This is a genomic window from Flavobacterium sp. TC780, assembly GCF_056783245.1.
In genome coordinates this window covers 1-6,381 of record NZ_JBXBAV010000134.1, presented here as the reverse complement: position 1 = coordinate 6,381, position 6,381 = coordinate 1, and the positions used below count along the sequence as shown (strand labels likewise).

General features: G+C 32.3%; 2 protein-coding genes and 5 pseudogenes. 1 reads left to right on the top strand and 6 read right to left on the bottom strand.

Translation table 11 applies throughout. From position 1 onward, the window contains the following. Positions 1-40: 40 nt before the first annotated feature. From AC1RYN_RS14480 to purH, 5 genes and pseudogenes are all read right to left on the bottom strand, one after another. Positions 41-307 (bottom strand): annotated as a pseudogene (locus AC1RYN_RS14480) (penicillin-binding protein 2); the annotation flags it as partial. Beyond that, the gene (locus AC1RYN_RS14475) at positions 304-810 is read right to left on the bottom strand and encodes a rod shape-determining protein MreD (protein ID WP_481807523.1); all 507 of its coding nucleotides are present in this window, start codon (positions 808-810) and stop codon (positions 304-306) included. The gene AC1RYN_RS14475 and the pseudogene AC1RYN_RS14480, both read right to left, overlap by 4 nt. Further along, positions 803-1,626: pseudogene (mreC, locus tag AC1RYN_RS14470) on the bottom strand (rod shape-determining protein MreC). The gene AC1RYN_RS14475 and the pseudogene mreC overlap by 8 nt, the downstream one beginning before the upstream one ends. Positions 1,627-1,733: 107 nt before the next feature. Beyond that, positions 1,734-2,762, bottom strand: a complete 1,029-nt coding sequence (locus AC1RYN_RS14465; RefSeq protein ID WP_026983887.1) for a rod shape-determining protein — start codon at positions 2,760-2,762, stop codon at positions 1,734-1,736. Between the two features lie 54 nt (positions 2,763-2,816). Continuing rightward, positions 2,817-4,344, bottom strand: a pseudogene (gene purH / locus AC1RYN_RS14460) (bifunctional phosphoribosylaminoimidazolecarboxamide formyltransferase/IMP cyclohydrolase). 163 nt (positions 4,345-4,507) lie between these two features. On the opposite strand from purH, the pseudogene AC1RYN_RS14455 reads away from it, so the two are divergent. Beyond that, positions 4,508-5,804: pseudogene (locus tag AC1RYN_RS14455) on the top strand (ABC transporter permease). 269 nt (positions 5,805-6,073) lie between these two features. Here the strand turns inward: AC1RYN_RS14455 and AC1RYN_RS14450 are convergent. Then, positions 6,074-6,328 (bottom strand): annotated as a pseudogene (locus AC1RYN_RS14450) (transcriptional regulator); the annotation flags it as partial. Between the last annotated feature and the right edge of the window lie 53 nt (positions 6,329-6,381).

Sequence of the window (6,381 nt, the reverse complement as noted above, 5' to 3'; positions counted from 1 at the left end):
AAGGTTAATACATGCTCCTGTTGTTAGGGAGGCAGCACCTATTTAAGAGTTCGCAAAACTCTAAAGTATCAATGTTTTTGATCTCTCTTGGGATAACCATGATATCATAAGAAGCCTGATTGGCAACTAATAATTTACCGTATCTGTCATATATGTAGCCTCTTTCAGGATAGTCGTATTTTATCTTTATAGCGTTATTCTCAGATTTTAGTTTAAATGAGTCATCTATAATTTGTAAATAGAATATGCGAATTACCAGCAAAGATGCTGCAATGATTATTAAAGAGGGCAGCAGAATTTTTCTCATCTCCTGTTGGGCTTAATAAGATATATTATTATGATACAAGTTATAATGGTAAATATTGTACTGAACAGAGTTCGTAGTAAAATGTCTAAAATGAAATTAAACTGGAATGCTTCTAATGTAAACAATATTATGTGATGTAGTAATACGGATACTAATAGGAATGAAAATCGCTCAGGAGTTAAAGAATCATTTAGTTTAATAGTTTGATATTCGTAACTCAAACCAAATGAAAACTTAAATATATATGGTCTGTAATAGGCAAGAATTAGACAAGCAGTAGCATGTATTCCTCCAGAATTACAAAACATGTCCATTACAAGGCCAAGTAAAAAACTCGATGCCAAAAGTCCAGATTTGTTTCCGTTTACAGGATATAGAATAATATACAATATATATGGAAACGGACTTATATAGCCTAGAAAATTCATATTATTAAAAATAATAATTTGAATTGCCAATAGCAGGATAAATCGAGAAATATTGATTAACAAAGCGCTATTCATCTTTTTCTCTTTTTTCTAGTTTGATAATCTCTTCTCTATCTCTACTTTTGATAATATATACATGTCCTAAATTCGTCATGTCATTAAATAATTTGACATCGATAGTATAATAATTTGTCTTTTTTGAAGTGTATATCTTCTCAACGGTACCAATTCCAATATTTTCAGGAAAAATTACAGACTGACCGCCGGTTACAATTGTATCTCCTCTTCGAACAGAAGCTAATCTAGGAACATCTATTAATTGAACAAAGCCAGTACTTTTTCCGTCCCAAATTAATGAACCAAAATGATTTGATTTCTTTATTTTGGCGTTAATCTGAGATTTGATATTAAGAATGCTAACAACAGTTGCATATCTAGGTGATGTATTGTCTACAATACCTATGATTCCTAAGCTGTTAATTACTCCCATATCAGGTTTAACCCCGTCATTAGAGCCAGAGTTAATTGTAATGTAGTTTTCATGTACATTATATGAGTTATGTATCACTTTCGAAACAATAATGTCGGCAGGTTTAACTCCTTTGATACTGTCTGGAAGAGGTAATTTTGTAGTGTCTTCGGCATTGAACAAAAGACTTTTTAGTCTTGCGTTTTCAAGTACCAATTCGTCGTTTTCTTTTCTTAAATTCAAATACTCATTTATGCTGTTTATTTTTTCATAAACACCACCGCTTAAGAAATTAGCGGAACTAATTACTCTGCTTTTATGAAAAGAATGGGATTGAATAGAGAGACCAACGAAATACCTAAAAGCAGCAAAAACAGCAACCGATTACTGTTTTTTATAATAAAATTAAATATTTGCTGCATTTCTTGCTTGGTTATTTTGTTTCAGGATATGCTTAAAGTTTCAAAATTTCCTCAGAACTAAGTTTTGTGTGTTTTAGTTCTGAAGAAATATATAGTAATTAAGTCTCTTATTTGATTAAGATACTTTTAAATTTTGCAATGTTTTTTAGTGCCATTCCAGTACCACGAACAACTGCTCTTAATGGATCTTCAGCAATGTAAACAGGTAAATCTGTTTTTAGTGAAATTCTTTTGTCAAGACCTCTTAACATAGATCCTCCACCTGCAAGATAAATACCTGTATTGTATATATCAGCTGCTAATTCAGGAGGTGTTTGAGATAATGTTTCCATTACGGCATCTTCAATTCGTTGTATCGACTTGTCTAATGCTTTGGCAATTTCACGGTAAGATACATCTACTTGTTTTGGTTTCCCAGTAAGTAAATCTCTACCTTGAACTGACATGTCTTCTGGAGGCCCATCTAAATCTTCGATAGCTGCTCCAATTTGAATTTTTATTTTCTCTGCAGTACTTTCTCCAACAAACAAGTTGTGTTGAGTACGCATATAATAAACAATATCATTTGTAAATACGTCACCAGCAATTTTTACTGATTTGTCGCATACAATTCCACCTAATGCAATTACAGCAATCTCAGTAGTTCCACCACCGATATCTACAATCATGTTTCCTTTAGGTTGCATAATGTCAATACCAATACCAATTGCCGCAGCCATTGGCTCATGAATCAAATAAACTTCTTTACCGTTTACTCTTTCACACGATTCTTTTACAGCACGCATCTCAACTTCGGTAATTCCAGAAGGAATACATACTACCATACGCAAAGCAGGAGTAAACATTCTCTTTTTTAATGCAGGAATACTCTTGATGAACATATTGATCATTTTTTCCGAAGCATCAAAGTCGGCAATAACTCCGTCTTTAAGAGGCCTTATGGTCTTTATGTTTTCATGGGTTTTACCTTGCATCATATTGGCTTCCTTACCAACAGCAATGATTTTGCCTGATATTCTATCACGTGCCACGATTGAAGGACTGTCAATAACTACTTTATCATTATGTATGATTAAAGTGTTTGCGGTACCAAGGTCTATCGCAATATCCTCGGTCATGAAATCAAAAAATCCCATAAGTTTTTTAGGGGTTTAAAAGTTATAAATTAGTAACGCACAAAGTTAAACAAATTAATGTTTAAAATGACGTGTTCCTGTAAATACCATTGCAACTTTATTTTCATTGCAATAATTTATGCTTAATTCGTCTTTTATTGATCCACCTGGCTGAATTACAGCGGTAATTCCTGCTTTTTTGGCTAATTCAACACAATCTGGAAAAGGGAAAAAAGCATCACTTGCCATCGAAGCTCCAGTTAAATCAAATCCAAATGCTTTTGCTTTGTCAATTGCTTGAACTAAAGCGTCTACTCGAGAGGTTTGTCCCGTTCCAGATGAAATTAAAGTTCCGTTTTTTGCAAATACGATTGTATTCGATTTTGTGTTCTTACAAATTTTTGAAGCGAATATTAAATCTTCTACTTCTTGCTCTGTAGGAGCTGTAATTGTAACGGTTTTTAGATGGTCTTTATTGTCGGTAATGTTATTTTTATCTTGAATTAAAAGTCCATTCAAACAAGTTCTAACTTGTCTTGTAGGTAATTCTACCTCATTTTGAACCAATATAATTCTGTTTTTCTTTTCTTCTAGAACTGTAATAGCTTCATTATCATAGCTTGGAGCGATTACTACTTCGCAAAATAATTTGTTTATTTCTTGAGCTGTAGCTAAATCAATTTTTGTGTTCGAAATTACGAACTCCTCCAAATGCAGATGTTGGATCACAAGCCAAAGCAGCCAAATAAGCTTCGTTGATTGTTTTTCTTGTAGCTAATCCACAAGCATTATTGTGTTTTAATATTGCAAACGTAGGTCCGTCAGTTTTAAATTCTTCAATTAAGTTAACAGCAGCATCAACATCAAGTAAGTTATTGTAAGATAGTTCTTTTCCATGTAACTTTTTGAACATGGCGTCAAAATCTCCAAAGAAGAACCCTTTTTGATGTGGATTTTCACCGTAACGCAATACCTGTCCATCAGCAATACTTTCTTTGTAGATAGTATCGTCTGTATTGAAATAATTAAAAATTGCAGTATCGTAATGAGATGAAACGTGGAAAGCTTTTGTAGCAAGTAATCTTCTATTTTCAAGAGTAGTTGCTCCGTTTTGCTCCGTAATTAAATCTAATAATAAGCTGTATTCATTTACTGATGCAACAATAACAGTGTCTTTAAAGTTTTTTGCAGCAGCACGAATTAATGAAATTCCACCAATATCAATTTTTTCAATGATATCAGTTTCGCTAGCGCCAGAAGCAACCGTTTTTTCAAACGGATATAAATCAACAATTACTAAATCAATTTGAGGAATGTCAAACTCCTTCATTTGTTGCACATCGCTTTCGTTGTCTTGACGGTTTAAAATTCCGCCAAAAATTTTCGGGTGTAAGGTTTTAACTCTTCCACCAAGAATTTCAGGAAATGAAGTTATGTCTTCAACAGGAACTACAGGAATTCCTAAGTTTTTAATAAAATCTTCTGTTCCTCCAGTTGAGTAAAGGGTTACTTTTTGCTCGTGTAATTTTCTTACAATAGGTTCAAGACCTTCTTTCGAAAAGACTGAAATTAATGCTGATTGAATAGTTTTTGTTGTGCTCATTGTGTAGTTATGATTATAAAAGTGCAAAAATAGTTTTTTTTGATTATAAAAATCAACATTTTATGTAACATTATCTTAAAAATAACTACCTATCAGTGAGTGAATTTTATTAGGTTTTTGACTAAAATTTATTGAATTTTACTTTAATGTAAATTTATAATCTATGCTGCTTTATTTTCGATTATTATAAAGAAAGTTTTGGTTTTGCGATGAATGCTTTGCGAAGTAACAAACTTAGAACATTGTTATCTTTGCTGGGTGTTACAATTGGTATTTTTTCGATTATTGCTGTACTCGCAGCAGTAGATTCTTTGAATAGAAAAATCACTAAGGATTTAAGTAGTTTTAGATAAAAATACTATTTATTTAATGAAATTTCCATTTGGGCCGTCGGATATTCCGCAATGGAAAAGAGAGCAATTTCCCAATGTAAAATATGATGAATATACTTATTTAAAAAATTCACTTACAAATACAAATCAAGTCGGGATACCAGCTTTTTGTAAAAAGAGAGAGTTTAAAATATGATAAAAACGGTAAGTGATGTAAATATAGAGTTCCAGTTTGAGTACGAAATTATGGAAATTCAAGGTTTAGATTTCGAGGAAGGCCGTTTTTATAATGAATCTGAATCAAATTCTGGGGCGCCAGTTATTGTTTTAGGACATGATGTCGCCGAAGGACTTTTTGGGGATTCAGAACCTATGGGAAAGAACATTCGCTTGTATGGGCAGCGTTTTACAGTTATTGGTGTTATCAAAAAACAGGGAGCAGGTTTGTTTGGAGATAGTGATGATACATCGGTGTATTTTCCAGCAAATTTTTTACGTCGTATGTATGGCGATAATAATGATGGAATGACTCCAGTAATTATTTTAAAACCAGAAAAAGGGATTGATATGGATGCGTATAAGGCTGAAGTGTCTCAGAAATTAAGAGCCTTTCGAGGATTAAAAGCAGGGCAAATTGATAATTTCTTTGTTAATGTATTCTCAGGGTTTACTGATTTTATAGATGGTATTATAGGGCAGATGAATATGATGGGCTGGATAATAAGTGGATTCTCTCTTCTTGTTGGAGGTTTTGGAATTGCAAATATTATGTTTGTTTCAGTAAAAGAACGAACGAACCTTATCGGAATTCAAAAATCTTTAGGAGCTAAAAATAAATTTATCTTGTTTCAGTTTTTGTTCAAGCAATTATACTTTCGGTAATTGGTGGGGCAATCGGGTTAATTCTGGTTTGGATAATTTCTGTAATTCTTACAAGCACTGGATTTTGAGTTTGTTCTCGGAATGGGGAATATTCTTCTAGGAACTGGACTTGCTGCATTAATAGGTTTGATAGCTGGAATTCTTCCTGCAATCTCTGCTTCCAAATTAGATCCTGTTGAAGGAATTAAACTGGAATGTAGTTTTTTTAAAGGGGCAAAGGCTTTTTTTAGAAGTTTCAGATGCTGAGTGGTTAAGGTTCTAAGTTTTCTTTGGATTCTTTATTTTTTCTGAAGTTTCGAAAAGAGGTTTTGTTTTTATGAAATTTCGTTCAGAGGTTTTTTGGTTAAATAGTCTCTAGTTTTAGATAGAGATAATGGAGATATAATAATAAATCAAGAAGAGGCTTTGGCTAAATAATTTTAATTTATACTTCACTATTCTTAAGAATTTTATATAAAAAAAATCCCAAGGAATTTTCTTGGGATTTTTTATTGAAACCAATATGTCTTGAAATCTTATTTTTCTTTTAATAATTTTTCTAAATATTCATTCTTTTCTTTTTCTGCTTGAACCAAACGTTCATAAAGCTCAACAACTTTATCTAATGGGTTGAATGTACAATTATGTGGACTAGTCATTCCATGTGCAAAACTATTGTCATAAAAATTATTGAAATAAGTAATCATATTTTCTTCAGTAAAGTTTTTTATAGCTTCAGTACTTACTCCAAGTGCTTTTGCAACTTCTATAAGCTTTTCGTCATCAATAGTTTAGGTGCTGCCTCCCTAACAACAGGAGCATGTATTAACCTTAGCAATACGTA

What these genes read in the sequence shown, in the direction of transcription:
- AC1RYN_RS14475 (WP_481807523.1), bottom strand. Translation starts at nt 810, where the DNA reads ATGAATAGCGCTTTGTTAATCAATATTTCTCGATTTATCCTGCTATTG.
- AC1RYN_RS14465 (WP_026983887.1), bottom strand. Translation starts at nt 2,762, where the DNA reads ATGGGATTTTTTGATTTCATGACCGAGGATATTGCGATAGACCTTGGT.